The following is a 25881-nucleotide window of genomic DNA, read 5'->3' as shown; positions in this document are numbered from 1 at the left end:
CCGGTGGCGACCTGCCGATCAAGGACGTGAATTCGTCACGTTTCTCGGGGATTCAGGCGAGGTCGAGTATGGGGATCAGTTGCTCTTCCTCATATGTCAGGTGCGCTTCGAGCTCGTCGACGAGCCGTTCGAGCTCGGTTCGCACCGCCTGCGGGTCCTCACCGGAGAGGGCCTGCTTCAGCTCCTCCACGAGTTCGGCGACACGCTCATGTTCTCTGGCCAGCCGCTCCAGGACGGGAGCGAGCGAGGGATGCCGCTCGGCCAGTCCGGGGAACATCAGGGTGTCCTCGCCCGTGTGGTGATGGTGCAGCCCCTGGCAGACGGTCAGGCAGTTGATCCGCAGCTGCACGCCCAGGCCGGGACGTCCCGAGTCGGACAGTTCCTTGCGGATCAGTGCCAGCTCGCGGCGGAAGCCGTCGTGCACCAGCTTGAGGTAGGCGCCGCCCGATGGGGCGTTGTCCCGGGGCGGACCGGCCACGCGAAGTGCGACGACCGGGATGGTGCGCGTCGTCTTGGCCTGGTATTCGGCCCAGCCGGGGTCGCTTTCCACCGCGCGGGCGAACGCCGCGTCGCGCTCGGCGCCCTCCAGGATCTCCGCCTCGACATCGAAGATCAGGACGCCGGTCTCCACGGTGGCGCGCGGGTCGGCCTTCAGATTGTGGTACCAGGCCGGGTCGTTCGGCGCGCCCCCGGCGGAGGCGATGACCAGCATGCGTTCGACGCCGTCGGCGAGGAAGCCGAGCGGGGTCGTGTGCGGCCTGCCCGAGCGGGCGCCCGTGGTGGTGAGCAGGAGCAGTCTCGCTCCCTCGAAACGCCCGCCGACGTGGCCGTTGCCGGCGCGGAATTCATCGATGACCTGCTGGTTGAAATTCACTCTTCTCCATTGGTGGTTTCGTTCGCCCTGCTGAATGGAGAAGAGGCTGGCGGGCCGCGCGCCCGCCCGGCGATCACGCCAAGGCCGGGCTGCTCTCTGGTGCGTGGCCCAAGGCCGACCCGGCAGTCACGCGAGGAAAGTTACTTCATCAAGATCTTTTCCACAAGATGGACGCCCTCTGATCTTCTGACGCGTTCGTCCGCCGCCTCGCCGGCGGACCGCCCCGCCGTTCAGAACACGGGTGGGCGGGGCGGCCCGCCGTCCGGAGGCCAAGGCCGGAGGCTCAGCGCGACGACTCCGGTCGGCTCGGCACGGAGATCGCGTTGTACGGCGTGTCGGGAGTCGGGGTCGTGTTGAAGCGGGCGTTGGGGAGGTACAGCCGGGATCCGAAGGCGGCCACGGTCGTCGGCACGTCGAACCGCGCGTCGGTCAGCCGCCGTACGAGGTGGGCGTCGGTCCCCTCCTCGTTCAGCCGCAGGACGGCCACGGTGTTGAGGCGGTTCTGCACCGCGAACAGCGTCCGGCCGCGCAGCAGGAGGCCGTCGCCGGCGGGCAGCGACTCGCCGTGCAGGTCCACCCGATGGGTCACGCCGTTCCGCTCGACGCGGAACAGCGAGCCGGTGTTCGACTGGATGACGATCAGGCCCTCGCCGTCCGGGGTCGGCGTGATCCCGTTGGCGTTGATGCCGGCGCCGTACACGATGTCGCCGGTGAGCGGGACCTTCTCCGCCGCGTCCGGCAGCTTGCCGTGCAGCGGCAGCTTGTAGAGCGCCGGGTTGGTGGAGTCGGTGTACCAGGCGGCGCCCCCGCTGAGGATGACGTCGTTGACCAGCGCCGGACCGGTGGGCGGATGGTAGGACGCCAGTACCTTGCCGTTCTCGTCGTCGACGACGCGCACGTCACCGCTCGATCCGCCCGCCACGAACAGCCGTCCGTGCCCGTCGTTCTTCAGGCCGGTGGACGACTTGCCGGGGCCGGGGCCGAGGATCGCGCCCTTCCCGGTGCGCAGATCGGCGCGGTAGATCGCGCCGTCCTTCAGGGACCCGAAGTAGGCGACGGGCCCGGGGCCGATCGTGATGCCCTCGGGGCGGAACCCGTTCGGCAGCGGAATGGTGGTCGGGAACCCCTCCGGATCGGCACGGGAGGCGGCGGGATGAACGGCGTCCGCGTGGGCCGGCACGCCCGTCACGGCGGCGAGCCCGATCCCGATCCCGAGCGCGGCCAACAGCTTCCGACGTCGCATGATGCTTCCTCCTTCGCCCCTGGACGGGGCCTGAGCAGCAATCGAACGAGCGGACCGATCACCTGGAAGCGGCCCGCCGGGGCCACCTGGGAGCGACCAGGCGGAGCCGCACCGGCCGGCCCGGGCGGAACCGGCCGGAGCGACCACCCCAGTGTGAGCCGGGGAACGCGCTCCGGCGTTGTCATGCCCTGCCGACCTCGCGGCGAGCAAGGTTTTATGGCGTCGTGGACAGGCCCAGGGCCCGCCCGATCTCCTCGGCCGCCTCCTCGGCGGTCGTGCCGATCTGCGCGCCGTGGTCGGGTTCGCAGTACCAGGTGTAGGCCGAGTGGTGGCGGGACCAGATGACGTAGCGCGGCCCCTTTCCCCGTCGGATCAGATGCAGGATCGCCGTGCCATGGGGGAGCATCGGTGCGACGTCGGGGAAGCGTCGGCGTAGGAGCAGCGCCAGTTCTTCCAGCCGCTCGGCGCTCATGAGCCGCCCATCCGCTCGGCCGCGTCCCGCCAGGGCTCGGCAACATGGGCGGGGACGAACAACTCGCGTTTCTGACCACGTGGCGTCCGGCACCGCCACCACCCGCCGCCGAGATCGACGAGCGTGCCACGAATGTCGCGCGTCGTCGGATCGACGAGGAAGTACAAGCCGTCACCGCCCTCGACGTCCAGGCGCGCTTCTTCGCCGTGGGGAGAACCGTCCGCGCAGCGGCTCTCTTCGAACCCGCGCTCTTGGGCGCTCATCAGACCCGCTCCGATACACGATCCAGGCCCGGGCGCCACAGGCAGCGGCGCCGTGTCGTTCTGTGCGGCATGCGATCTCCGAGACGAGAAGTCGAAGGGACGGACGGGAAGGTGAAGCGGTCAGGAGGGCGGTTCGGTGACCGGAGCCGCAAGAGCTGCGGCGATCAGTCCGGCCGTGTCCTCGGGGTCGTGGCCGAGCAGAGGACCGTTACCGGATGTGATGAGGCGGCGGTACTGGTCGGCAACCAAGTCCCAGACGATGGAGAACGGACCGCGCCGCCGGTAGGACGCCCGCACGCACTGGTGGCGCGGGCGAAGCGCCCGCCCCCCAGGCCGGTCACGTCGGGCAGGTCGGGCACAGGAACCTCCTTGATCGTCACGAACAAGGGAAGGGCGGGACGCACCGCGCGTCCGCGAGGTTGAGAAACCCGTGAACGCGCGGTGCGAGCCCATGGGCGCGGAAGCTGCCGCTCTCCCACGCCCACGCTGGAAACGGGGGGACGCGCTGGGACGTCGCCCCAGGTTCATGCAAGTCAGCCGAAGGGCGACGGATCGAAGGCGCGGTCGATCGCGTTGACAAGGTCGTCCCTGGTGGGAGCCTCGATCAGCCGGGCGCCGTGCGCGGCGCCCGGCCAGGGCACCATCGCCCACCACGAACCGGTCGCCAACCCCTGCCAGCACGGCACGCCTCGGTATCGCCCCCGCGACGCCCGCGACCGCCCCGGCCGCAGTGGCAAAACCGAGGTAGCCGCGACGATCGGAGCGGCCGGAACGACCGGCAAGTCCATGACGGTGTCAGCCGAGCCATCCCACAGACGCGGCACCACGGATCGGCGCTCGGAGGTCATCACGAGCACACCCGCCCGACCGCACCCAGCAACGGCAACCCCGCCGCCTCACCCGTGACCAACCCGTTCTTCCAGGCAGCGGCGGCCACCAGCCCCGGCGGCGCCAGTTGCAACCCCGTCATGAGGCCGGCGATCTCCTTACGGGAACGAGGCACACCGACCTCCAGGCCCTCCCGACACACCGGCGCAACATCCGAGCCACCGGCCTCGCCGTGCGTCACCACCACAAAGCTCCCGAACGCCAGCTCCTTCACCAGCTCGCGGACGATCCGCCGGGCATCACGCGTGAGGTCCAGAACTGCGACGAGCATCACCGCCACCGGCTGATCGAAGTCCAGCAACCCCCGCGCCGCATCGATTACCTCGGCGACGTGGTGCATGTCCGCCCGCGCGACCTGGGTGCGGCCATCCCTGACCAGCGTGCGGGCGTGGCTGACCACCAGCGGGTCATGGTCGATGTACACCGTCCGCGCCCAGGGGATCATGGTCTGGGCGGCGTGATGTGTACTGCACCGCGTGGGCAGCCCCGACCCGACGTCCAGGAACTGGGCGACTCCCCGCTCACCCGACAAGTAATGCACCGCCCGCCTCAAGAACGCCCGATTCTCCAGGGCGATCGCACGAGCCTCCGGTACCACCCGCAACAGCTGATCTCCAGCCTCCCGGTCAACGGCACAGTTGTCCCGGCCGCCGAGCAGGTAGTCATGGACCCGACCCGCGCACGGACGCCCATCGAACAGCGACGCCTCAGCGCCGTCGCCGCCCTTCACCGCTCTCCGCCCAGCGGCCGAGTGATCGCCACAGCCGCCCGCACCGAGTCGCCCACCGGCGCCAAGTCCGTCCCGCCGACCGACCGGTACATCCCCTCCGCGACCACCACGTCCACGCCCTGCCACGGCGGGTTCGGGTTCATCAGGCAGAGGACGAGCAACCCACGCGGCCACCGCTCCAGTTCTCCGACCCACCCACGCCCGACCACCGCAGCCCGCAACTCGAACAGCCCCCGCTCTTCCTCCCCGGGCAATTGCTGCGACTTGCCCATAACCAGACCCCCCTTCCGATAAAGTCCGGATCTTTCCTGCGCTCGCGCACCAGCGGGAGCAGCATCTATGTCCTGTGACACCGACCGACGCGAGAGCCCGCCCCGGCGTCCGGTCGAAGACGAAGCACGGGCTCGCGTCACCCTCACGGACCGCCAGCTCGCCCTCACCCTGAGGGCCACCAAGCCCATGGGACGGTCCCACCCACACCGCCCACCCCAATCACCCCCGAGCGGGCCGACGACCCCGACGCCCTCGTACACCCAGCCACGAGCCTTGAGCGCCTGGGTCAGTTGGCGCACGGTCTGCCCCAGATACGGGGGGGTTGCGGTCTGCCGACACTGTTCCGACTCCTGACCAGCCACCGATGAACTTGCGTCCCCCATAGTCAACGCTCCGTCATCGCCAGGGCGCGAGGTGTAGTGGACGTAGAGAATCTGCGACTTGGTCATGCTTCTGACCTGCAAGAACGATGAGGGCGAGGCCCTTTTCTTCGGGACCTCCGCAGAAATGTGCGGCGAAGGAGATGCGATCAATGGAGTCGTGCGGCGTAATGGACGCGGGACGAACGCTCATTGCAGGATGGCCAAAAGGAGTGAAATGGCCGAACCTCGCATAGCCGACCGGAGTACCAAGGCCGAGCGTGACGCGCTGCGCGAACGACTGCTCGCCGCCGGAGCGTCTCGCCGAGTGATCAAAGACGAGATGATGCGACGATGGGGATTGCGACCCCGGAGCGCGTGGCGGTACGCCCACGGGCTGACCCAGGCGGCGCTGGCCGCCAGGTACAACGCCCGTTTCGCTCCCGACGGGACGGCACCCATGTCAGGCAGCCGTGTCGCCGCGTACGAGCGTTGGCCGCGAAGAGGCGAACGGCCGAGCGTGCAGTACCTGGTCAGGGTGGCGGAACTCTTCGATACCGGGCTGGACCAAGTGGTCGATGGCGATGATCTCGCCCGGATGCCCGACTCTGATCGGCGTGCGCTGTGCCACCAGGGTGCCCCCGCTTCTCAGGCAGAGGAGTGCGAAGCAGTTAGCGGACCGGCATCTGGGCACAACACCTATGGCGATTGGGAGGAAACGGGCGTCCCGGGCGACCGGGATAACCTGCAAGAGGTGGTGGTGATGGCTGCGCACGAAGGCAGTGAGCACGCCGAACAAGCTGAACGGCGTGATATCGGCGAAGCGACCCTTGCGCAACTGCGTGCCGATGTCGAGAGGTTGTCCCTTGAGCACATGACTGGTGATCCTTTCCAGGTATTTCAGGACATGCGCAGGGTGCGGCAACGTATCTGGGATGTACTGGACCGGCGGCTATGGCCGCGTGACCAGACGGAGTTGTACTTCCTGCTCAGTGTTCTGCACGTCTTGATGGCTGCCGCAGCCAATGGTCTGGGCAACCGCCAGGCTGCCGAAGAACTGGTCCGCACCGGCTGGGCGTACGCCACAGCGATCGACCATCGGGGTTTGATGGGCCATCTTCGTCTTGAACTGGCCAACATCGTCTTCTGGCTGCGGCCGCGTGGCAGCCTAGAGTTGGCGCGCACCGGACTGGCGTATCTTTCCGACGGCCAAGGTGCCGCGCAGCTTCACCTCCGGCATGGCAGGGCGGCGGCCCGTCTGGGCGATGCTCACACGGCGCGCCGGGCCATTACCGCCGCACACGAGGCCCGCGACCGTCGCTACAGCGATGACGTCTTGGAGATCGGTGGCGAGTTCGGGCTTTCAAGGGCGACCGAACACTTCCTCGCCGGAGCCACACTGCTCGAACTTCCCGGCCAGGATGCACGCACAGAGGCGATCGGAGAACTCCGCCAGGCCGCCGACCTCTATGCGGCCGGCCCAGGCACGGGCGAAGACCACTACGACGGATACGTCACCTGCACCAATATCGACCTCGCCACGGCGCTGCTACGTGACGGAGAGCTTGAACACGCCGCCGCAGTCCTCGAACCGGTGCTTTTACTGACACCCGATAAAAGGATTGAAGCCGTACTCCGCAGAATTCAGCGGATGCGCCCGGAACTATCCGGGCAAATCTATGCTGGTCAGCCACTCGCCGCCTCGCTGGACGAGCGCCTTGAAGCTTTCAGCGCCCAAACCATCGTTGGTGAGTTGGGCGGCGGATCTGTATGATGCGCTCATCCTGAATGCATCGCGGGCTATGCGAGTGATGTCGGCGAAAGTAACGTCGCAGGCATGAAGGAAAACATGAAGTTCAAGCGTCACAACGCCGCGCAGGCGCGAAAGATCCGCGAAACGGTCGAGCTGGTGTATCGCGACGCTTACGCTGCGGCCATTGCCTCCGCAGACCCCTTCGATTCACCCGAGAGCTTCATGGAGCGCTTCGACGCCTACACTGCTTCAGACCGGGGGCTCGACCTTGTCATGGCTTACCACGCCAGCACCGAAGAGCCCATAGGGCAAACCTGGGGCTGGCCCCTCGGCCCGGAGACCGCCTGGTGGCGTGGCCTGATCAGCGAACCCGAACCAGGGTTCACTGTGGAAACAGGACACCGCACTTTCGCCCTGTCAGAGATCATGGTGCGGCAGGAGTGGACCGGCCACGGCATCGCCCACGCGCTGCACGACGATCTCCTCAAAGGGCGCACCGAACAACGGGCGACCCTTCTGGTCGAGGCCGACAACCACACCGCATACCGCGCCTACAGCGCTTGGGGCTGGGAGAAAGTCGGACAACTGCGACCGGCTTGGCCCGAAGCACCATTGTTCGACGCCCTGATCCTCCCCCTACCTATCGACCTAGGACACTAGCCAGCGATGGAAACCGAGTCCTGCTCCGTTCTCGCCGCTGGTCGATAATGTCAGGAGCACGGAGGCGGTGATCCAGTCACGGCCGGCTGGCCGTCGACGCCCAGCATCCCGGGCAGTCCAGCGCCCAGCTCGGCTTCGCGTTGCGCGCAGACCAGTGGGGTCGTGGTCTGGGTATCGAAACGGTACGGCTGCTGCTGCGCTTGGGATTTGAAGAACTGGGGCTGCATCGACTCTGGGGAGCCCGCAGTCCCGACAACACGACATCAGCACGGCTGATGGCCAAGCTGGGGATGATAGAGGAAGGAAGGATTCGTGATCACCTGAAAGTACGCGGAGCCTGGCGCGACTCGGTCGTGCATTCCATCCTGGAAGCCGAGTGGTACTCGGCGACGCCCACGCCGGGAACTTGAGCCCTACCTCTAGGGGCCCGTGGTCTGCGACTGGGACTCGGTCAGCCTCGGTCCGCGCGCCCAGGAACTCGTTCCCAGTTTCTACCGCGTCGTTCGTCTAGGCTGCCCACGAACCGACTGGCTGGACATGTGCTCTGCCTACGGCATAGACCCCGGCATTAAAAACATCACCCCGCTCTCCGGCAGTTGGAACAGGCCCTGAGGTGCGAGCGCTGGCCGTTTATATCCGCGCCGCCGGGCATTCAGTGGCGGTTGGATTCAGACCGAGAGGGCTGGTCCCTGTGTGGGCAGTGTCCAGGCGGTCTCGTCGAGGGTGATGGTCTGGGTGTCGCCGTTAATGTGTATGCGGAATTGGTCGGTGTGCGGGCTGCCGGCGTCGTGCCAGGTGCCGACGGCTCGTTCGATGTCGTCCCATAGCCGTACCGGGCCGGTTTGGCGGACGCTCCAGCCCCCGCCGGGGACCGGGGTGAGAGCGGCGGCCGATCGGGTGACCGGGTCGATGTAGTAGTCGATCCAGGGACCGCCGTCGGTGCGGCGGGCCTGCCACTGCGCGCCGGGCGCGGCCAGCTGGGCGACGAACACTCCCGTCCAGTCCCGGCGGACGTCGCCGCCCACGCTCGCGGGCCGGGCAGGTGCGTCGCCGAGTTCGGCGGTCAGCTCGTCGTAGAGGCTGGAAGGGATGGCCGGTGCGGCGTGGGACCGGGCGATCATGAAGGAGATGGTGCCGGGCAGGAACCGCCCGTCGGCGGTGCCATCGGGGTTGACGGTCAGCAGTGCCAGGCCGTGGCCGTGCAGCCATCCGGACACGGTGACGAGGATGCGGGCGCCGGGCCGGGCCTGGGCGAGCCACGCGGCCGGGATGTGCCGGACCGAGCAGGTGGCGATGATGCGGTCGAAGGGCGCCCGGCCGGGTGCTCCGTCCAAGCCGTCTCCGGTGATCAGGTGTGGGCTGTGGCCGGCGCGGGTGAGCGCGGCGGCGGCGCGGGCGGCGACGTCGGCGTCGTATTCGATGGAGGTGACCTGGTCGTCGCCGAGGCGTGCGGCCAGTAGGGCGGTGGAGTATCCGGTGCCCGTGCCGATCTCCAGCACGTTGGCGTCTTCGCCGACGTCCAGGTTCTCCAGCATGCCCACGACCAAGCTGGGCAGGGTCGACGACGAGGTCGGCTCACCCGTGACGGGCCCGCTCACCTGCCCGGGGGTGACGTGGCGATCCAGCTGGGTCACCCACGTCTGATCCTGATAGGCCAGTTCCAGCCACCGGCCCCTCTCGGCGGTACGGGTCACCGGCTCCCACATCGTGCCGCGCTCGGTATCGGTTCGCTGGAAGAACTCTGGGATGAACTCGTGCCGAGGTGTGCTCTCCACCGCCGCGCGCCATGCCGGGGAACGCAGCGCACCCGCGCGTTCCAGGTGGTCGGCCAGTTGGCGCGGGAGGTCGGCGGGGTGTGCGGTCATGGCAGTCCCTGTGCGAGTAGGTCGGCGACGGCGGCGGTCATGGGCAGCCCGGTGTGTTCCTGTAGCCAGGCGAACTGGCCGTTGGCGTTGCACTCCAGGAACTCGACGGCTCCGTCCGGGCGCAACGCCAGGTCGAAGCACCCGAACACTAGGTTGAAGCGGGCTAGGAACGCCCGGATTGGGGCGGTGACATCGGCGGGCGTCGGTACGGCAGCATAGGTGAGGGCGCTGTAGTCGTAGCGCCAGTCCAGCAGGTCCGAATCGATCCGCACGCAGAACAGCCGCTCGCCGACGGCGGTGACGCGCAGGAACGCGGTCGTCGGCACGCGGGCCTGGAACAGGTGGGCGGTACCGCGTACCGACTCGTCCAATTCGGCGGGATCAACCTCGGTGACCCAGATCGTCCGCGGCCGCCCGTCCTGGCGGTAGGGGCTGTTGTGCAGCGGTTTGTAGACGACCGGTGCGTGCTCGGCGGCGAACGCGCGAGCCTGCCCCGGATCATTGGTGATCAGCGTGGCGGGCACGGAGAAGCCCACCTCAGCGGCCGCCGCGAGCTGCGCGGGCTTGAATTCGCAATCGGCGATCGCATGCGGATGGTTCACATACAGGCAATCCGGCAGCGACGCCAGAACACCACCGAACCCGTATCGGGCCTGCAGGACCGCGAACCGGGCGTCCTGTCTGTCCGACCCGCGGAAGCGGAACCCACGCGGCCGCCGGTAATACAGCGACCGCACATTCTCCAGCTCCGCACACCGCGAACCGGTCACCACAGTGCCGCGTACCCCTGCGTTATCGATCCGCGCCGACAGCGTCACCGTGTGCGGGAAGTCCGCGGAGTCCAAGCGCACGACGCCGACCTTGCGCCGGTTGAGTTCGTCGATGACCATGTCCGCGGTCAGGTCATCGGGCTGAGTGACCACCAGCACGGGACGCGGCGCCGCCATCAGTCCTGGTCGCTGTCCTGCTGATGGTCCTCGTCCCCGCCCTGCTCGCTGCCGTCGCCGCCTCCGGTCGCCGTGCTGCCCTCGGTGCCGGTATTGGACCGGCGGTGCTTGGCCTGTACGGGCTCACCGTCCGGCCCCGCGCCCAACTGCGTGCGTGGATCCACCTGCACGGCCACCACCCCCACATCGACCGTGCTCAGGTAAGGGGCCATCCGACGCAATCCCCAAGGACGGACCGAAGGCGGCTCACATGGCGCGTCGGCGGACGACTCAACCGACTGGGACGCAGGCGGCAAATCCTCGGCCGGTAATCTGTCTGCGTGCTGGAACATCTCTGGCACTCCACAGAGGCTCGAGCGGAAACGGCGCAGGCGGACACCTCTCATCCTGCCGCACGCTCGCCCTGGGTGTGATTGACATCACCGAAACTCTCCGGCATCGCGCCGAGCTGTGCGGGCCCGGATTCACGTGAGGGCGTTTCACATGTCCCGTTCATGGCGACATGAAACGTGATCGCCGCAGGTCGGTACCACGGCGGCCATCACCGTGCCCACGCCCTGGGCGTTCACGGCCGCGAGGCTCAAGTTCGGCGGTCCGCCCTCACCGGTGCGCGCGACCGCAGGGCGTTAGTCCGCTGGTTCGGGGGTGAGGGGTGGGGGTGCCAGGGTGGGGCGGCGCAGGATCGTCGCGGCGGCGATCACTCCGGCGGCCAGGAAGGTGGCCGTGAAGGTCAGGGCCGGGCCGTGGGCGTCGAGGAGGAGGCCGGCTAGGGAGCTTCCGGCCGCGGCTCCGCCGTTGTTGGCCGTGGACACCCACGTGTTGGCCTCGGTGGGAGAGGAGCGGGACGCGGTGACCAGGTCGTTCACCAGAAGGTAGGCGGAGGTGAACAGGGGTGCGACGGTCAGGCCCACGATGAAGACGGCCGCGCCGGCCCTGACGGGGGTGTCGGTCAGGCAGAGCGGAAGCAGCGTCAGGGTGAACACGATGATCAGCAGCACGAAACGGTTCGGGAGGGCGCTGCGCCACTGCTTGCGGCCGTACCAGATGCCGCCGATCGCACTGCCCGCCGAGAGCAACGCCAGCAGAACCCCGCCCGCGCTGGGGGAACCGGCCCGGTCGGCGATGTAGGGGAGGCCGACCTCCAGGGCTCCGACGACCAGGCCGACTCCGGCGAACGACAGCACGATGGTCTGGATTCCCGGCAGGGAGAGCGGACGGCCGTGGACGTGATCCCGGTCAACGTCGGTGGCGGTGGTGTCGCGGGTGGCGTCCGACAGCAGGAAGCAGGCGCCGCCGAGCGCGATCAGGGCCATGACCGTGATCATCGCCGCCAGTGGGGCGGCGACGGCGATGAGGCCCCCGGCCACCAGCGGCCCGGCGGTGAACAGGATCTCCTCGGTGACGGAGTCGAGGGCGTAGGCGGTCTGTAGCAGAGGTTGCCGGCGCCGGAGAATCGTCGACCACAGGACCCGCATGGTCGGGCCGAAGGGCGGGGCGAAGGCGCCGGCGACCGCGGCGGTGACGACGAGTGCGACGGGGCCCGCGCCCAGCTCGGCCAGGACGACCAGCACGGCCAGCCCCAGCAGGTAGAGGACCGTCAGCCGGCGCAGCCCGTACCGGGCGCCGCGGCGGTCGATCAGCCGCGCACGGGCGGGCGCGAGCAGCGTCAGGGTGCACGACAGCGCGCCGGAGGTGAACCCCGCGACGGCGAACGACCCGGTGGAGTCGCGGATCAACAGGATCAGGGCCAGCGGCAGGACGGCGAAGGACAGCCGGGCCGCACAGCTGCCCAGGAAGGGCCACCGTGCCTCGCCGACGGCCAACACCGCGCGGTAGGTCGCCGGAGTATCGAAGGCCTCTGTCACCACTGCTCCTAATCCATTCCGGGGAACATGTCCGCCGTTGTCCGGGGACGCTCGGATCGATGGAGAGGGGCAGCGGATTACATCGGCGCGGAACTCCTGGGTGGAAGCGGTGGTCACGGGTGGGTGCCCGCCCCATCAGATCATGAGTGGGGCGGGGTCGCATGAATCCCGTCCGGCGCGACCTGCAACCGGACCGGGGCTTCAGAAGGTGAGCAGGATCTTGCCGATCGTGCCGCCTGCTTCGAAGCGTTCGTGTGCGGCGCGGGCCTGGTGAAAGGGGTAGCGGTGCGCGATGCGCAGCCGGAGTTCGCCCCGCTCCACCAGTGAGACGAGGTGGGCGAGCTGGTCCCGGTCCTCCTGGACGTAGCTCTTGACCGCGCCGGGAACGTCCGGGAGGGGGTGGTCGGCGATGGAGACGTACCGGCCGCCGGGTGCGAGGATGTGGCCCGCGTCCAGGCCGGCGGTGTCGAGTACGACGTCGTAGGCGCCGGCGGGCGGCTCGGCAGGGGTGTGCCAGACGCGGTCGGCCCCCAGGGCACGCGCCTCCTCATGGTGGGCGGGCCGGGATACCAGTGCGTCGACGACGGCGCCCGACCGGCGGGCGAGCTGTACCGCGATGCCGCCCACGGCACCGGCCGCACCGATGACGAGGAGGCGTCCGCCGCTGGTCAACGCCGCCTTGCCCAGTGCTTGCAGGGCCGACAGGCCGGCCAGCGGCAGTGCCGCGGCGTCGGTCAGGGGCACGGTCGTGGGGGCTTTCGCCAGCAGCCCGGCGGGGAGCGCGACTCGCTCGGCCCATGTGCCGCGTCCGGTGGCGATCTGCGCGGACATCGCGACGACGTGGTCGCCGGGGCGGAACGCGGTGTCGCCACCGGCGATGACGACTCCGGCGAGGTCCCAGCCGAGAGTGGCGGGGAGTTTCGGGCCGACGTTCCACACCCGGGTCTTCCAGTCCACCGGGTTCAGGCTGCTGGACGTCGAGCGGATGAGGACCTCGCCGTCCTCGGGGACGGGTTCGGGGACCTCCCGGACGGTGAGGACCTCCGGGCCGCCGTGGCGGTCGATCTGAATGGCGCGCATGAGCCGTCTCCTTCGGGAGTGATCGATGGCTGGTCAGATGGTGGCCGGGACCTTGTCGTCGGCGGGCTCCGCGGCGGAGGTCCGGCGGGGGAGGGCGAGGTAGGTCAGGGCGAGGCCCGCCAGGCTCAGCGCCGCGCCCGCCATGCCGGACCAGCGCAGGGCGCCCGCCGAGACCATGACGCCGCCGATGGCCGACCCGGCGGCCGCGCCGAGGTTGAAGGCGCCGACGTTGGCGGAGACGGCCAGTGTGGGGGCATCGCCCGCATGACGCAGGATCAGCCCCTGCAAGGGCGCGATGGTGGCGGTGGCGAGCAGGCCGAGTACCAGGACCGCCGCCACGGCGGACGGCTGCCGGACGGCGGCGAACGGCATGAGGACGAGCACGCCCGCCAGCCCGCCGAAGACGCCGCGGATGGTGGCGCTCATGGACTTGTCGGTGAGCCGGCCTGCGAGGAGGTTGCCGAGGAAGCTGCCCGCGCCGTAGGTGAGCAGGAGCCCTGAGACGGCCGTGGAGGAGAAGCCCGACACGCGCGTCAGCAAGGGGGCGATGTAGGTGAACACCGTGGCGATGCCGGAGAATCCGACCGCGGTGGTGGCGATGGCCAGCAGGACCGGGCGGCGGGTCACCACGCGGATCTCGTCCCGCGGCCGCGTGGCCGGGGCCGGTCGCCGGGGCAGGACGGCCGCGAGCAGCACGACTCCCGCCAGCGCCAGGACGGTCAGGACGGCGAACGGGGTGCGCCATCCGGCGCCTTCTCCGAGCAGCGCGCCCAGAGGCACGCCGAGCAGGGTCGCCACGGTGAAGCCGGAGGCGACCGTGGAGATCGCCGTGCCGGTCTTCTCCGGCGGCACCACGCTGGTCGCCATCACCAGCGCCAGGGCGAGGAAGGCGGCGTGGCTGAACGAGGAGACCAGGCGTCCCACCAGCAGCAACTCGTAGGAGGGGGCCAGGGCGCAGATCGCGCTGCCCGCCGCGAACAGCAGCATCAGGCCGAGCGCCAGCCCCTTGCGGGGCAACCTGGCGGTCAGCATGGCCACGACGGGGCCACCGACCACGACTCCGAGCGCGTAGACGGTGACCGCCTGCCCGGCCGCGCCCACCGAGACCTTCAGGTCCGCTCCGACCTGGGGCAGCAGCCCCGAGATCAGATATTCCGACGTCCCGACGACGAAGACGCTCACGCACAGGGCGGCGAGCGTCGCGAAAGTCCTTCCCATGGGAAGGACGCTAGAGTCTCACATAGATGTCAGAGTCAAGTCGGGCCGGCGGCTTCCTCGCGGCGGACCAGGCGGACCAGGGGAGGGGCCATGCGCATCGGTGAACTGTCGCGGCGGACCGGTGTCCACGAGCGCCTGTTGCGCTACTACGAGGAACAGGGCCTGCTCCACCCCGAGCGGCGGCCCAGCGGCTACCGGGAGTACGGCGAGGGGGACGTCGACATCGTCCGCCGTATCCGCAGCCTTCTGGCCGCCGGTTTGAGCACCTCCACCATCGCCACGATCCTCCCCTGCCTGCGCGATGACGGCGACCGGCTGATCCCGACGTGCTCGGACCTGCTCGCCGACCTTCATCGGGAACGAGCGCGGATCACCCGGTCGATCACGGACCTTCAGACGTCCCTGGGCGCGCTCGACAGTGTCATCACCGCGGCTCCGCCCGATGTCACGCGCCGTGCGCTCGGCGTCCTCGACGGTTCGACGCCGGCGATGTCCGCTCAGGCGGACGGCCGGTAGGCGGGCCTGAACGAGCCGCCGAACCGCCGCTGATCAGGCCCGTTTCCCGAGGGAAGGGCGTCCTGACTCGCCGAGGCGCACGCCGACGAGCTTGATGAGGAAGCGGTCGACCTGCTCCTCCAGGGGCGGCAGCGCCAGAGCCGGTTCGTTCACCCGGATGGACACGGCGCCGTGCACGGCCGCGCGCAGGTCGAGCGTGACCGTGGCGGCGTCGTCGGCGGGCGCGAGCCCCGCGTCCATGCAGCGCTGGACGGCGGCGGTGGTGCGCGCGGCCAGCTCCTCCTTGAACGCCAGATGCGTCCGCTGGTTGAGGGTGCTCTCGTGCAGCACCTTGTACAGGCCCCCATGGTCGCGGACCCACGCGCCGAGGAACAGCAGGCGCGCTCGTAGCCGTGCCACCGGGTCGCCAGGCGCGGACTCGGCCTGGTCGAGGCCGCGGACGAGGTCGTGGGTGCACTGCTCCAGAGCCGCGATGACCAGGGCGTCCCGGTCCGGGAAGTGAATGTAGACCGAGGTCGCCGCGATCCCCACCTCGCGCGCGACGGCGCGCAGGGACAGCGCCTCGTCGTCCCCGAGGTCGTTCAGCATCCGCAGGGTGGTCCCGATGATGTCGCGCCGCAGCCGTTCTCCCTGCCCACGCGGGTTGCGGCCCCGCGCGGGGGTGGTCGAGGAGGTCGTGTCCATGACACCGGATTGTATTGCAACGACCGTTGCCTTACAGTCTTAGCGCTACGGCTGTTCACTTAGGAGGGCGACATGGAGCCCGAACGCGATAGGCAGAAGGACTTCACGGCGGCGTCGAGGCTCATCGGCGACCGGTATACGTGCGGCACGACCCCCGGATCGCGGACGGGGTGTGCTGACCGTGACCACGAACGGCTCGGCACCGCGGGTGCCCGCCGCGAGCCGGCACCCTGACGGCGGTCCGTCTCCGCACGCCGGCTCGCCCGATCCTCGGCGCTGGTGGGCGCTGGCCGCGGTCGCGACGGCGCAGTTCATGATCGGCATCGATTTGACGATCATGAACATCGCGCTGCCCTCCGTGCAGCGCTCCCTGCACCTGTCGGACTCGACCCGCCAGTGGGTCATCACGCTGTTCGCCCTGGCCTACGGTGGCCTGCTGCTGCTCGGCGGGCGGCTGTCGAACCTCGTCGGCCGCAGGCGCGTCCTGATGGCCGGGCTGATCGGGTTCGCCGCGGCCTCGGCGCTCGGCGGCGCCGCCACCGGCCCGGCGATGCTGCTCGTCTCCCGGGCGCTGCAAGGCGTTTTCGGCGCTCTGCTCACCCCGGCCGTGCTGGCCACCCTCGCCGCCACCTTTCCCGCGCCGGCCGAGCGCGGCAGGGCCTTCGGCGTCTACGGCACCGTGATGGGCAGTTCGTCCGGCATCGGGGTACTGCTGGGCGGCGTGCTCACCGACTCTCTCGACTGGCGATGGTGCATGTACGTGAACCTGCCCTTCGCCGCCCTGGCCGCGGGCGGGGTGCTGTTCGCCGTACGGCCCGTGCCGCGCACGGCCGGGGCGCGCATCGACGTCACGGGGGCGGTCCTGGCCACCGCCGGGCTGATGGCCCTGGTCTTCGGGTGCGCCCGCGCCGAGCCCGACGGATGGGACTCGCCCCGCACCTTCGGGCCGCTGGCCGCCGGAGTCGCGGCGCTGGTCGCGTTCGCCTGGGCGCAGACCCGGGCCGAGGCGCCGCTGCTCCCGCCGCGGGTCGTCCTGGACCGGCGCCGCGGCGGGTCCTACCTGGCCGTGCTGAGCCTGGCGGCCGGCATGTTCTCCGCGCTGTTCTTCCTGACCTTCTACCTGCAGAACGTTCTGGGCTACTCACCGGTGCGGGCGGGCCTGGCCTTCCTGCCGCTGACCGCCGGCCTGATGGCGGGTGTGCGGGCGGTCAGCCGGCTGCTGGCACGCGCGCCGGTATGGGCGCTGCTCTGCCCCGGGCTCCTGACGATCGCCGCGGGCCTCGCCCTGCTCGGTCTCGTCGAGCCCGGCAGCGGCTACTGGCTCGGCGTTCTTCCGGTCTTCCTGCTGGTGGGGCTCGGCACCGGGTGGGTGCTGGTCACCGCCAACAGCACCGCGACCCTCGGCGCGGGCGCCGACAGCGCCGTGGCGGGGGCCATGGTCATGACGTCGCAGCAGGTCGGTGCCTCGCTGGGCACCGCGCTGCTCAGCACGATCGCCGGGACGGCCGCCGCCCGCTACCACGGCCGCACTCCCGCCGAGGCCACCGTCCATGGCCTCAATGTGGCGAGCCTCGGCGCGGCCGGGTTCCTGTGCCTGGCCGCGCTCGTGGTCTTCCTCATCGCTCGTCCGAGCGGAGCCCGTCCGAGTGCGGCCCGTCCGGGCGCACCGCAGGGCGCCGGGCGGAGTTGACGGCGGGTGCCATGAGGGGCCTCCTGGGTCCCCGATGCGGGTCTCGCAGCCGCGCCGAACCCGGAGGCCCTCCCCCCACGTCAGGTTTCTTCGCTCGTCTCCCCGGTGGCCCGACGGGAGATCTGCGGCTCCGCCTCGACTCGGCGTTCCCCATCGCCGACATCCGCAAGGCGTACGAACGCCTTGAGGGTGGCGGGCTCTCCGGAAAGGTCGCCCTGCTGTTCTAGGTCGCCCTCGGCGCCCGGGCCGGCTGCGTCGGCGGCGCTGTTCGTGCCGGTTACCGGGTGGTGGGGAAGCCGAGATCGACCCGGGACGTGGCGGGGTCCGGCCACCGGGAGGTGACGACCTTGCCGCGGGTGTAGAAGTTCACGCCCTCGGGGCCGTACATGTGCGTGTCGCCGAACAGCGAGGACCTCCACCCGCCGAACGAGTAGTACGCGACCGGTACCGGTATCGGCACGTTGATCCCGATCATGCCGGCCTCGGCCTCGAACTGGAACCGCCGCGCCGCGCCGCCGTCCCGGGTGAAGATCACCGCGCCGTTGCCGTACTCGTTGCCGTTGACCAGGTCGAGCGCCTCGTCGTAGGTGCGGACGCGCACGACCGAGAGCACCGGGCCGAAGATCTCGTCGGCGTAGACGCTCATCTCGGGCGTGACGTGGTCGAGCAGCGTCGTGGCGAGGAAGAAGCCCTGCTCGGGGGTGCGCTGGCCGGATTTGCCGGGGCGGCCGTCGACGACGACGGTCGCCCCGTCCCGCTCACCGGCGTCGACATAGCCCGCCACCCTGTCGCGGTGCTGGGCGCTGATGAGCGGTCCCATGTCGCTGCCGCCGTCGGCGCCGTCGCCGATCCTGAGCCGGGGGATCCGGGCGCTGATCGCCTCGACGATCTCGTCGCCCACGTCGCCGACCGCGACCACCACCGAGACCGCCATGCATCGCTCGCCCGCGGAGCCGTAGGCGGCGCTCACCGCCGCGTCCGCGGCGACGTCGATGTCGGCGTCGGGGAGCACCACCATGTGGTTCTTCGCACCGCCGAGGGCCTGCACGCGCTTGCCGTTCGCCGTGCCCGTCTCGTAGATGTGCTTCGCGATCGGGGTCGAGCCGACGAAGCTGACCGCCGCGACGTCCCGGTGGGCCAGCAGGGCGTCGACCGCCTCCTTGTCGCCCTGCACCACCGAGAAGACGCCGTCCGGCAGCCCGGCCTCCCGCCACAGCCGCGCCAGCAGCAGGCTGGCGGAGGGGTCCTTCTCGCTCGGCTTGAGCACGAACGCGTTGCCGCAGGCGATCGCGTTGGCGCACATCCACAGCGGCACCATCACGGGGAAGTTGAACGGGGTGACGCCGGCGACGACGCCGAGGGGCTGGCGGATCGAGTAGACGTCCACGCCGGTGCTCGCCTGCTCGGAGAAGCCGCCCTTGAGCAGCTGCGGCACGCCGCACGCGTACTCGACGTTCTCCAGCCCGCGGGCGATCTCACCGTGCGCGTCGCCGAGCACCTTGCCGTGCTCGGCGGTGATGATCTCGGCGAGCTCGCCGGCGCCGCGGTGCAGCAGCTCGCGGAAGGCGAACAGCACCGAGGACCGCTTCGACAACGACGCGCCGCGCCACTCGGCGGCGGCGGCCTTCGCGGCGGCCACCGCGGTGCCGACCTCCGAGGCGGAGGCCAGATCGACCTCGCCGGTCAGCAGGCCGGTCGCGGGGTTGTGGACGGGGGCGGTGCGGCCGGAGGCGCCGGCGACCGCGGCGCCGCCGACCCAGTGCGAGATCCGTGGCAACATGCCGACCAACGTAGCATAATGTCGATTACCCTGATACAAATCGATTTATGGAGACTATATCGAGTTCGGACGACCGCGGGTCGGCCGAACGCCGGACGGGCGCGTACTGGATCGGCGTCGCCGCCGGACTCGGCCGGGAGCTCGCCGGGCGTTCCGGCGCGCCGGGCGAAGCGTCACCGACCGAGGTCGGGGAGGCCCTCAAGGCCGGCGGGCTGGTGACGCTGATGGGGCCGCCGGCGGACGGAGGCGGGGGCCGGCCCTGGTCCGTGGCTCACCGCGTCGTCCGCACCCTCGCGGCCGCCGATCTCCGGGCCGCCCAGGTGCTGGCCTACCACTATCTGTGGAGCCGCCTCGCCGACTTCGTCGGCACGGACGAGAAGGTCGCGCACGTCGCCGAGGTCAGTGCGCAACACCGCTGGCTGTTCGGCGGCGACGCGGGAACCGGCCGCGCCGGGTTCACCGTCACCGATCGTGGTGACGACATCGTGTTCACCGGGACCATGGAGTCGCCCGTCGCCGTGGACGCGGCGGACGTCATCCTGTTGAGCGGCCGGTTCGCGGGCACGGGAACGCTCGTCTCGGGCATCGCGCGGTGGGACAACCCGGCGCTGGAGCCCGCGCGCCGTCACCTGTCCTCCGGCCTGCCCGGACCGGTCCGGATCGAGGGCCTGGAACTGCCCTGGAGCGGAGCGCAGGGCTACGTCGGCAAACGGTTCGCCGAGCGCGCCTACAACTATGCCGAGGCCCCCGTGGCAGATCTCTTCGTCACGCACCTCTACCTGGGGCTTTACGATGCGTCGCCGAGCCGAATCGGGGAAGTGACCGATCGTGCCGAGGCGCTCGACGCGCGGCTGGGCCCGCTTCTGGAGAGGGGGGACGAGCTCCATGCCGGGTTCCGGGAGGTCACCCTTGACGAGGTCCTCGCATTCCAGGAGCGGGCCGCGGCCGTCCGTGCCGAGGCGCGCGCGGTCGCGCTGGCGGCCGCGCGGGAAACCGATGACGACGGGCTCCGCGCACGGCTGGAGACCTTCGCCGCCGGTGACGACCAGGCCGGTCTCGTGAGCGGGATCGCGGACGGGCGGCCGGGCGCCGTCACGTCGCCGATCCCGTACGGGACCCGGCCGTTGCCCCGTGGTGTCCGATAAAAATCGATTTGCCTCTTTCAAATCGACTTGACCTGTCTTAGGCTCTGGGGACTCGGCGGGAGCGGACGTCGCTCCAGGTCCGGCCTCGCGGTCACTCTCATCCAGGAGGTGCGTTCATGAACCCGGCTCGTGTCGTACGCGCGGCGGACGGTGAGACCTTCGGAGACGCGCCCTGGCTGTTCAAGGCGACCGGTGCGCGCACGGCGGGGCACTTCGACTTCATGGTCGGGGAGGTCGCCCACTTCTCCGGCCCGCCCCTGCACACGCACCACGCCCAGTACGACAGCTTCTATGTGCTCGAAGGCGTCCTCACCGTGCAGGTCGAGGACGAGATCATCGAACTGGGTCCCGGTGACTTCGTGTCGGTGCCGCCGCGCGTGCCGCACACGTTCGACAACGTCGACGCGGACCAGGGCCCCGTGCGCGTCGTCAATCTGATGACCCCCGGTGGACTCAACGAAGTGTTCGCCCTGGCGGCCGACCCGGCGCTGACGCCGGAGGAGCGGGCCGCCCGCGCGTCCGAGTACGGCACCCGCGAGGGTGATCCGCTTCGGGTGCGCCTGGGCCTCGCCGCCTCCTGACGCACTCTCCACATTCGCGCACCTCCCCGTCGTGGGAGTGAACTCGGTACTAAGGATCGATTTCAGCTAATCAAATCGATTTCTACTGTCGCTCTCTGAATACCCTCCAGGTCGTCGCCGCCACCGTGCGCCGCGGGCCTGGCCCACCCCAAGTTCGGAGGACCACATGACACGGATCAGACTCGCACGGCACGGGGGCGGCGCCCGGACGGGAGCGCGCACGCGCCTCACGGTCCTGGCCGCCTCCGCCGTGCTCCTCGCGGGCATGGCAGCCGGCTGCGGCGGCGGCAAGGACGACGGCGACGCGGCGGGCGGTCCCGCCGTGAGCCCGGCCGCCCCCGGAACACCGGCGACCGGCACGCCGATCAAGCTGGGCGTCCTGCTCACCGGCCCCTCGCTGCCCGACAGCCCGGGACGGGTCCTGCAGGCGTGGCAGGCGGACGTCAACTCGCACGGCGGCGTGGCGGGTCACCCGGTCACCTTCGAGTTCGTCGAGACCAACGGCGACGCGCCCACCGCCACCGCGAAGATCGCCCCCGTCCTGCGGCAGAAGGACCTCGCCGGGTTCGTCGTGCTCGAACCGATCACCGAGGCGGTCGTCGCCGACGCGATCACGAAGGCGGGCGTCCCGGTGATCGGCGGCGAGGGCTACACGCCCACCGCGTGGGGCAAGATGCCGAACTGGATCTCGCTGTCCACCTCGTTCCCGGCGGTCGCGGCCGGCGTCATCACGATGGCCAAGCAGAACGGCGCGAAGAAGCCGGCCATCGTCGTGTGCTCGGAGATCCCGAACTGCGCGCTGGTGGGGCAGCTGACCGAGGGGACGGCGAAGACCCTGGGGCTGACCTACGGCGGCACGCTGACCGCCTCGGCCACGGCGCCCGACTACACGGCGCAGTGCCTCAAGCTGATCTCCGACGGCGTCGACTACGTGATCCCCTCGATGAACACCGTCGCGGCGGACATGAAGCTGATCGCCGACTGCCAGCGGCAGGGGTACACCGGTCAGTGGGGCATGTTCGACGGTTCCGTCCAGCCCCGCGAGTTCAAGGCCAACGACCCCGGCGTCCCGATCAACCTCGGCCTCACCAACCCGCCGTGGTTCACCGACGACCCGGCCGTGCGGCGGTTCCGCGACATGATGCGCCGGCAGGGCGTCAAGGACGCCGACTGGGCCTTCCCCCGCGCGATGGCGACCTACACCACGCTGACGCTCTTCAAGAAGACCATCGAGGCCCGCTCGCCGGCCCCGTCCGCCCGCGTGAGCCGCGCCGACATCATCGCCGCCTACGGGGCGGTCAAGAACGAACGGCTCGACGGCCTGCTCGCCCAGCCGCTCAGCTTCACAGCCGACAAGCCCTCCGGGCCGGTCAACTGCTTCTGGACGGCCAAGTACGAGAACGGCAAGTTCACCGACGGGGGCCTGAACAAGACCGTCTGTCACGGCGGCTGACCCGGGGCGGAGCGAGATCATGAACGAGTACCCGGGGCCCCTCGGCCACGACGGGAGGGCCGGCCGATGAACGGTCTGCTGCCCTTCATCATCAGCGGCGTACCGGTGGGAGCCGTCTACGCGCTCGCCGCCACCGGACTGGTCGTCACCTACAAGACATCGGGCGTCTTCAACTTCGGGCACGGGGCGCTCGCCACCGCGGCCGCCTACCTCTTCTACTGGCTGCACGTCGACCACGAACTCGACTGGCGGCTCTCCCTGATCCTCAGCGTCGGCGTCTTCGGACCGGTGCTCGGCCTGGTCATGGAGCGGTTCGCGCGCGACCTCAGCAGGCAGCGCACGATCCACAAGGTGGTCGGCACCGTCGGCCTGCTCCTGGTCGTGCAGGGGCTCGGCACGATCATGTACGGCACGACCACCAAGCCCGTCCAGCAGTTCCTCCCGGGCGCCCAGAGCAGGCGCACGATCTCCGGGGTGGTCATCACCGACGACCGGCTGATCCTCATCGCCATCGCGCTGGGTGGCATCGCGGCGCTCGGGGCGTTGTTCCGGTGGTCGCGGACGGGGCTGGAGATGCGCGCCGTCGTCGAGGACCCGGACCTGCTCGCGGCGCGGGGGACCAGTCCCGTCCGCGTCCGCCGCACGGCCTGGATCATCGGATGCACCCTCGCGTCGCTGTCGGGCGTGCTGATCCTGCCGCTGATCGGGCTGAACGCCACCGCGCTGACCTTCCTCGTCGTGCAGGCGTTCGCCGGCGCGGCGGTGGGGCGGCTGACGTCGATCCCGCTCACGCTCGCCGGCGGCCTGTTCGTCGGCATCGGCGCGAGCGTGCTCACCAAGTTCTCGCTGAACGCCAAGGCGCTGTCGGGCCTGCCCGCCTCGCTTCCGTTCCTCGTGCTGCTGGCGGCGCTGCTGCTGTACGGCCGCCGGCTCGTGCCCCTCACCCGGCACGAGGCGCGCCCGGCGCCGCGGTACACGGCGCCGCCGAGAATCCGGCTCGCCGCGGCCGTGGTCGTGCTCGGCGCCCTGGTCGCGATACCGGGCGTCGCCGGGGACCGCATGCCGTACTTCACGTCCGGCGTGATCTCCGCGATCATGCTGCTGTCCATCGGCCTGCTCGTGCGCACCTCCGGCCAGGTCTCGCTGTGCCACGGCGCCTTCGCCGCCATCGGCGCGGTCTCCTACTCGCAGCTCCATCTGGACGCGGGCCTTCCGTGGATCGTGGCGCTGCCGCTCGGGGCGCTGGTGGCGGTGCCCGTCGGCGCCCTGATCGCCCTGCCCGCCATCAGGCTCTCCGGGCTGTTCCTCGCGCTGGCCACGTTCGGCTTCGGCATCCTGGTGCAGCAGCTGCTCTATCCGCAGAGCTGGATGTTCACCAGCCTCGCGCAGGGACGGACGATGCCGCGCCCGGGCTTCGCGACGAGCGAGCGGGCCTTCTACTACGTCGCGCTCGCCGCGCTCGTCCTGACCTCCGTCGCGATCGTGCTCATCCAGCGGAGCCGGCTCGGCCGGATGCTGCGCGGCATGGCGGACTCACCGGTGGGCGTCGCCAGCATGGGGCTGGACACCAACGTCACCAAGGTGATCGTCTTCTGCCTGTCGGCGTTCATCGCCGCGCTCGCCGGGGCGCTGTTCGGGATGTCGCGCCACTTCGCGGCGGGCGGGGACGCGTTCTTCACGCCGCTGAACTCGCTGACGCTCGTGGCGATGCTCGTCGTCGTCCCCTTCGCCGAACCGTGGTACGCCGTCGTCCTGGCCGTGAGCTCGGTGATCCCCGGGTACCTGCCGGACGCCGACGTCCCCTACTGGCTGAACGTCATGTTCGGCGTGTCCGCGATCGCGGTGGCCAGTGCCGGCGGCAATCCGCCGATGCCCGAGCGACTGCGGCGGCTGCTCGACAGATGGGGAGGGCGAACGCCCGGGAGCCATGACGCCGTCCGGGGCGACGTCCCGGCCCGGCCGGAGAAGGCGGACGGCCCCGCGCGTCGCGGCACCGGGCGCCCCGGGCTGGGCGTGCGCTCCCTGGACGTCGCGTTCGGCGGCCTGCACGCCGTCCGCGACCTCACGCTGACGGCGCCCACCGGGCAGATCACCGGGCTGATCGGCCCGAACGGCGCGGGCAAGACGACGACCTTCAACGCGTGCAGCGGGCTGAACCGCCGGGTGCGCGGCGAGGTGTCCCTGCACGGACGGTCCGTCGCGGCCATGGGCCCGTCCGCCCGCGCCCGGCGCGGGCTCAGCCGGACCTTCCAGTCCGTCGAGCTGTGCGACACCCTGACCGTCTTCGACAACGTGTGGCTCGGGTCCGAGGCGGCCCGCGCCGGGGCGCGTCCCTGGCGCCAGCTGGCCGCCTCGCCGTCCGCCCGGCGCGACACCCGCCGCGCCGCGCTCGACGCCATCGCCCTGTGCGGCCTCGGCGACATCGCCGGCAGGCAGGTCGGGGAGCTGTCGACCGGCCAGCGGCGGCTCGTCGAGCTCGCGCGGTGCATGGCGGGGGACTTCGACGTCCTGCTGCTCGACGAACCGTCCTCGGGGCTGGACGTCGCCGAGACGGAGGCGTTCGCCGACCTGCTCCGGCGGGTCCAGCGGGAGCGCGGGACGGCCATCCTGCTCGTCGAGCACGACGTCGACCTCGTGATGCGGCTGTGCTCCTACATCTACGTCCTGGACTTCGGCGAGCTGATCTTCGAGGGCACGCCCGAGGCGGTCCACGGGAGCGAACTGGTGCGCGACGCCTACCTCGGCGCGGCGCCGGGCGACGGGCCCGGCGACACCGTGCTCGGGTCCGCCCGCGGGGCCGGCCGATGAGCGCCGCCGGGACGGCCGCGCCCGCCCTCGAACTCGCCGGCCTGACCGTCGCCCACGGCTCCACCGTCGTCGTGCGGGGGGTCTCGCTCACGGTCCCTCAGGGGGCCGTGGTCGCCCTGCTCGGCGCCAACGGCGCGGGGAAGACGACCTTGATGAGGGCGGCGGCCGGCCTGCTGCGGGCGAGCCGCGGGACGGTGCGGCTCGACGGCCGCGACGTGACGGCGCGCCCGGCCGACCTGCGAAGCCGCGCGGGGCTGTGCCACGTCCCCGAGGGCCGGGGGATCTTCCGCGGGCTCACGGTGCGGGAGAACCTCCAGCTCCAGGTGCCCAAGGCCAGGGCGGCGGAGGCCGTGACCGAGGCGGTCGAGTTCTTCCCCCAGCTCCGTGAGAAGCTGAAGGTCCAGGCCGGGACGCTCAGCGGCGGGCAGCAGCAGATGCTCGCCCTCGCGGCCGGGCATCTGCGGCGTCCGACCGTGCTGCTCGTGGACGAGCCCTCGCTCGGGCTGGCGCCGCTCGTCGTCGACGAGATCTTCGAGTTCCTGGCCCGGCGCGCGGCGGCGGGCACCGCGATCCTGATCGTGGACCAGTTCGTCGACCGTACCCTCGCGATCGCCGACACCGCGCACGTGCTGCGGCGCGGCGAGATCGTCCACTCGGCGCCGGCGGACGAGCTCGACCAGGCCGAGGTCTTCGACCACTACGCCGGCACCGACCGGCGCTGACCCCACCGATCC

The 25881-nt window shown here is 70.5% G+C and carries 24 protein-coding genes; 10 read left to right on the top strand and 14 right to left on the bottom strand.

What is annotated here, in order from left to right:
* Positions 1-52: 52 nt before the first annotated feature.
* The 6 genes from E1291_RS07245 to E1291_RS41810 all read right to left on the bottom strand — a co-directional run bounded on the left by E1291_RS07245 (position 53) and on the right by E1291_RS41810 (position 4742).
* The gene (locus E1291_RS07245) at positions 53-874 is read right to left on the bottom strand and encodes a nitroreductase/quinone reductase family protein (protein WP_131736953.1); all 822 of its coding nucleotides are present in this window, start codon (positions 872-874) and stop codon (positions 53-55) included.
* Positions 875-1157: 283 nt separating this feature from the next.
* On the bottom strand, positions 1158-2117 hold the full coding sequence (locus E1291_RS07240) for an NHL repeat-containing protein (protein WP_131736952.1): 960 nt from the start codon (positions 2115-2117) through the stop codon (positions 1158-1160).
* Positions 2118-2331: 214 nt separating this feature from the next.
* On the bottom strand, positions 2332-2589 hold the full coding sequence (locus E1291_RS07235; RefSeq protein ID WP_131736951.1) for a hypothetical protein: 258 nt from the start codon (positions 2587-2589) through the stop codon (positions 2332-2334).
* Positions 2586-2852, bottom strand: coding sequence for a hypothetical protein (locus E1291_RS07230; RefSeq protein ID WP_131736950.1), 267 nt, complete (start codon positions 2850-2852; stop codon positions 2586-2588). The genes E1291_RS07235 and E1291_RS07230 overlap by 4 nt, the downstream gene beginning before the upstream one ends.
* A gap of 847 nt (positions 2853-3699) precedes the next feature.
* Positions 3700-4470, bottom strand: a complete 771-nt coding sequence (locus E1291_RS41815) for an SAM-dependent methyltransferase (protein WP_165494995.1) — start codon at positions 4468-4470, stop codon at positions 3700-3702.
* On the bottom strand, positions 4467-4742 hold the full coding sequence (locus tag E1291_RS41810; protein ID WP_165494994.1) for a hypothetical protein: 276 nt from the start codon (positions 4740-4742) through the stop codon (positions 4467-4469). Before E1291_RS41810 ends, E1291_RS41815 begins: the two co-directional genes overlap by 4 nt.
* Positions 4743-5190: 448 nt before the next feature.
* Between E1291_RS41810 and E1291_RS07220 the strand changes: the two genes are divergently transcribed.
* From E1291_RS07220 to E1291_RS07210, 3 genes are all read left to right on the top strand, one after another.
* Positions 5191-6876 (top strand): NsdA family TPR-like regulatory protein, encoded by a 1686-nt coding sequence (locus E1291_RS07220; protein WP_503108237.1) that lies wholly within the window; start codon positions 5191-5193, stop codon positions 6874-6876.
* Positions 6877-6939: 63 nt separating this feature from the next.
* Positions 6940-7515: a GNAT family N-acetyltransferase gene (locus tag E1291_RS07215; RefSeq protein ID WP_131736947.1), complete on the top strand. Its 576-nt coding sequence runs from the start codon at positions 6940-6942 to the stop codon at positions 7513-7515.
* An 86-nt stretch (positions 7516-7601) separates the two neighbouring features.
* A complete protein-coding gene (locus E1291_RS07210) occupies positions 7602-7925 on the top strand; it encodes a GNAT family N-acetyltransferase (RefSeq protein ID WP_131736946.1) in 324 nt (107 codons plus the stop codon).
* Between the two features lie 258 nt (positions 7926-8183).
* Here the strand turns inward: E1291_RS07210 and tgmC are convergent, their stop codons facing one another.
* The 6 genes from tgmC to E1291_RS07180 all read right to left on the bottom strand — a co-directional run bounded on the left by tgmC (position 8184) and on the right by E1291_RS07180 (position 14490).
* Positions 8184-9380 carry an ATP-grasp peptide maturase system methyltransferase gene (gene tgmC / locus E1291_RS07205; protein WP_131736945.1) on the bottom strand — a complete coding sequence of 399 codons (1197 nt, stop codon included), beginning with the start codon at positions 9378-9380 and terminating at the stop codon, positions 8184-8186.
* Entirely contained in the window at positions 9377-10327 is a 951-nt protein-coding gene (tgmB, locus tag E1291_RS07200) for an ATP-grasp ribosomal peptide maturase (RefSeq protein WP_131736944.1), read from the bottom strand. The genes tgmC and tgmB overlap by 4 nt, the downstream gene beginning before the upstream one ends.
* Complete coding sequence (tgmA, locus tag E1291_RS44540; RefSeq protein ID WP_131736943.1) at positions 10327-10659, bottom strand: putative ATP-grasp-modified RiPP; 333 nt, start codon at positions 10657-10659, stop codon at positions 10327-10329. The genes tgmB and tgmA overlap by 1 nt, the downstream gene beginning before the upstream one ends.
* 294 nt (positions 10660-10953) lie before the next feature.
* Positions 10954-12192: an MFS transporter gene (locus tag E1291_RS07190; protein ID WP_131736942.1), complete on the bottom strand. Its 1239-nt coding sequence runs from the start codon at positions 12190-12192 to the stop codon at positions 10954-10956.
* Positions 12193-12393: 201 nt separating this feature from the next.
* Positions 12394-13272: an NADP-dependent oxidoreductase gene (locus E1291_RS07185; protein ID WP_131736941.1), complete on the bottom strand. Its 879-nt coding sequence runs from the start codon at positions 13270-13272 to the stop codon at positions 12394-12396.
* Positions 13273-13305: 33 nt separating this feature from the next.
* Positions 13306-14490, bottom strand: a complete 1185-nt coding sequence (locus E1291_RS07180) for an MFS transporter (RefSeq protein WP_131736940.1) — start codon at positions 14488-14490, stop codon at positions 13306-13308.
* 90 nt (positions 14491-14580) lie between these two features.
* On the opposite strand from E1291_RS07180, the gene E1291_RS07175 reads away from it, so the two are divergent.
* On the top strand, positions 14581-15006 hold the full coding sequence (locus E1291_RS07175; protein WP_131736939.1) for a MerR family transcriptional regulator: 426 nt from the start codon (positions 14581-14583) through the stop codon (positions 15004-15006).
* 33 nt (positions 15007-15039) lie between these two features.
* Here the strand turns inward: E1291_RS07175 and E1291_RS07170 are convergent, their stop codons facing one another.
* A complete protein-coding gene (locus tag E1291_RS07170; protein WP_131736938.1) occupies positions 15040-15690 on the bottom strand; it encodes a TetR/AcrR family transcriptional regulator in 651 nt (216 codons plus the stop codon).
* 172 nt (positions 15691-15862) lie between these two features.
* Here E1291_RS07170 and E1291_RS07165 point away from each other — a divergent pair, with 172 nt between their 5' ends.
* Complete coding sequence (locus tag E1291_RS07165) at positions 15863-17380, top strand: MFS transporter (protein ID WP_242613993.1); 1518 nt, start codon at positions 15863-15865, stop codon at positions 17378-17380.
* 277 nt (positions 17381-17657) lie between these two features.
* Here the strand turns inward: E1291_RS07165 and E1291_RS07160 are convergent, their stop codons facing one another.
* Entirely contained in the window at positions 17658-19160 is a 1503-nt protein-coding gene (locus tag E1291_RS07160) for a CoA-acylating methylmalonate-semialdehyde dehydrogenase (protein WP_131736937.1), read from the bottom strand.
* 47 nt (positions 19161-19207) lie between these two features.
* Between E1291_RS07160 and E1291_RS07155 the strand changes: the two genes are divergently transcribed.
* The 5 genes from E1291_RS07155 to E1291_RS07135 all read left to right on the top strand — a co-directional run bounded on the left by E1291_RS07155 (position 19208) and on the right by E1291_RS07135 (position 25869).
* Positions 19208-20305, top strand: a complete 1098-nt coding sequence (locus E1291_RS07155) for an acyl-CoA dehydrogenase family protein (RefSeq protein WP_131736936.1) — start codon at positions 19208-19210, stop codon at positions 20303-20305.
* Between the two features lie 116 nt (positions 20306-20421).
* Positions 20422-20886, top strand: coding sequence for a cupin domain-containing protein (locus E1291_RS07150; RefSeq protein WP_131736935.1), 465 nt, complete (start codon positions 20422-20424; stop codon positions 20884-20886).
* A gap of 166 nt (positions 20887-21052) precedes the next feature.
* Positions 21053-22339, top strand: a complete 1287-nt coding sequence (locus E1291_RS07145) for an ABC transporter substrate-binding protein (protein WP_165494993.1) — start codon at positions 21053-21055, stop codon at positions 22337-22339.
* Positions 22340-22405: 66 nt separating this feature from the next.
* Positions 22406-25147 carry a branched-chain amino acid ABC transporter permease/ATP-binding protein gene (locus E1291_RS07140; RefSeq protein WP_131736933.1) on the top strand — a complete coding sequence of 914 codons (2742 nt, stop codon included), beginning with the start codon at positions 22406-22408 and terminating at the stop codon, positions 25145-25147.
* On the top strand, positions 25144-25869 hold the full coding sequence (locus tag E1291_RS07135; RefSeq protein WP_131736932.1) for an ABC transporter ATP-binding protein: 726 nt from the start codon (positions 25144-25146) through the stop codon (positions 25867-25869). Before E1291_RS07140 ends, E1291_RS07135 begins: the two co-directional genes overlap by 4 nt.
* Positions 25870-25881 lie beyond the last annotated feature (12 nt).

Origin of the sequence: Actinomadura roseirufa (assembly GCF_900659635.1) — a bacterium.
Lineage (GTDB): Bacteria > Actinomycetota > Actinomycetes > Streptosporangiales > Streptosporangiaceae > Spirillospora > Spirillospora roseirufa.
This window is presented reverse-complemented; position numbering and strand designations above follow the sequence as displayed.

Bases quoted from the DNA above. Each gene is read 5' to 3' on its own strand.
- E1291_RS07240 (WP_131736952.1), bottom strand. From the start codon at position 2,117: ATGCGACGTCGGAAGCTGTTGGCCGCGCTCGGGATCGGGATCGGGCTC.
- E1291_RS07235 (WP_131736951.1), bottom strand. From the start codon at position 2,589: ATGAGCGCCGAGCGGCTGGAAGAACTGGCGCTGCTCCTACGCCGACGC.
- E1291_RS07230 (WP_131736950.1), bottom strand. From the start codon at position 2,852: ATGAGCGCCCAAGAGCGCGGGTTCGAAGAGAGCCGCTGCGCGGACGGT.
- E1291_RS41810 (WP_165494994.1), bottom strand. From the start codon at position 4,742: ATGGGCAAGTCGCAGCAATTGCCCGGGGAGGAAGAGCGGGGGCTGTTC.
- E1291_RS07220 (WP_503108237.1), top strand. From the start codon at position 5,191: ATGCTTCTGACCTGCAAGAACGATGAGGGCGAGGCCCTTTTCTTCGGG.
- E1291_RS07215 (WP_131736947.1), top strand. From the start codon at position 6,940: ATGAAGGAAAACATGAAGTTCAAGCGTCACAACGCCGCGCAGGCGCGA.
- tgmC (WP_131736945.1), bottom strand. From the start codon at position 9,380: ATGACCGCACACCCCGCCGACCTCCCGCGCCAACTGGCCGACCACCTG.
- tgmB (WP_131736944.1), bottom strand. From the start codon at position 10,327: ATGGCGGCGCCGCGTCCCGTGCTGGTGGTCACTCAGCCCGATGACCTG.
- tgmA (WP_131736943.1), bottom strand. From the start codon at position 10,659: ATGTTCCAGCACGCAGACAGATTACCGGCCGAGGATTTGCCGCCTGCG.
- E1291_RS07185 (WP_131736941.1), bottom strand. From the start codon at position 13,272: ATGCGCGCCATTCAGATCGACCGCCACGGCGGCCCGGAGGTCCTCACC.
- E1291_RS07180 (WP_131736940.1), bottom strand. From the start codon at position 14,490: ATGGGAAGGACTTTCGCGACGCTCGCCGCCCTGTGCGTGAGCGTCTTC.
- E1291_RS07175 (WP_131736939.1), top strand. From the start codon at position 14,581: ATGCGCATCGGTGAACTGTCGCGGCGGACCGGTGTCCACGAGCGCCTG.
- E1291_RS07170 (WP_131736938.1), bottom strand. From the start codon at position 15,690: ATGGACACGACCTCCTCGACCACCCCCGCGCGGGGCCGCAACCCGCGT.
- E1291_RS07160 (WP_131736937.1), bottom strand. From the start codon at position 19,160: ATGTTGCCACGGATCTCGCACTGGGTCGGCGGCGCCGCGGTCGCCGGC.
- E1291_RS07155 (WP_131736936.1), top strand. From the start codon at position 19,208: ATGGAGACTATATCGAGTTCGGACGACCGCGGGTCGGCCGAACGCCGG.
- E1291_RS07150 (WP_131736935.1), top strand. From the start codon at position 20,422: ATGAACCCGGCTCGTGTCGTACGCGCGGCGGACGGTGAGACCTTCGGA.
- E1291_RS07145 (WP_165494993.1), top strand. From the start codon at position 21,053: ATGACACGGATCAGACTCGCACGGCACGGGGGCGGCGCCCGGACGGGA.
- E1291_RS07140 (WP_131736933.1), top strand. From the start codon at position 22,406: ATGAACGGTCTGCTGCCCTTCATCATCAGCGGCGTACCGGTGGGAGCC.
- E1291_RS07135 (WP_131736932.1), top strand. From the start codon at position 25,144: ATGAGCGCCGCCGGGACGGCCGCGCCCGCCCTCGAACTCGCCGGCCTG.